This is a genomic window from Ensifer sp. 22460, assembly GCF_052044935.1.
Taxonomy (GTDB): Bacteria; Pseudomonadota; Alphaproteobacteria; order Rhizobiales; family Rhizobiaceae; genus Ensifer.
Genome location: NZ_JBQENZ010000075.1, coordinates 1 through 568, shown reverse-complemented (window position 1 = coordinate 568; position 568 = coordinate 1). Strand labels below are relative to the sequence as shown.

Here is a 568-nt window from a genome sequence, read left to right as displayed (position 1 = left end):
ATCGGCAAGCTCGTCGACGCTGACATGAACGAAGAGTCGACCCGCCTGAAGGCTCTGCAGACGCAGCAGCAGCTCGGTATCCAGGCGCTCTCGATCGCCAACTCGAACTCGCAGAACATCCTGTCGCTGTTCCGTTAATCGGGCGCCAGGCGGCGCGGGTCCCGGCCCGCGCCCGACTGCAGAAAATCGAAACCGCGCTTCGCAAGAGGCGCGGTTTTTTGTTGTGCCAAATCGGATGTTGGAGCGTTTCGAAAAATAATCGCGGCGTCTTAGGTTGCCGTTAACCACGATGGTGTTTGCTGTGTCCATCGAAGGAGCGGGTTAACCAACAACAACAACCGGTTAACAGGCATGAGGCTGACCGCTGCTTCCCGGTAGCTCCCGGAATGTCCCTTTTTCACGAGTATTGCCAACAAGGGGCACTCAGCCAATGACCAGCATCATGACGAACACCGCCGCAATGGCGGCTCTCTCCACTCTGCGTTCGATCAATTCGGATATGGAAACCACCCAGGACCGCATCTCGTCGGGCCTGCGCGTCGGTTCCGCTGCCGACAACGCCGCTTAC

The 568-nt window shown here is 58.5% G+C and carries 2 protein-coding genes; both read left to right on the top strand.

Going from position 1 to position 568, the window contains the following annotated elements:
* A partial coding sequence (locus ACTJKM_RS36060; RefSeq protein ID WP_440661894.1) for a flagellin occupies window positions 1–138 on the top strand: 138 nt, incomplete at its 5' end.
* Between the two features lie 292 nt (window positions 139–430).
* The coding region (locus tag ACTJKM_RS36055) for a flagellin N-terminal helical domain-containing protein (RefSeq protein WP_440661893.1) at window positions 431–568 on the top strand (138 nt) is incomplete at its 3' end.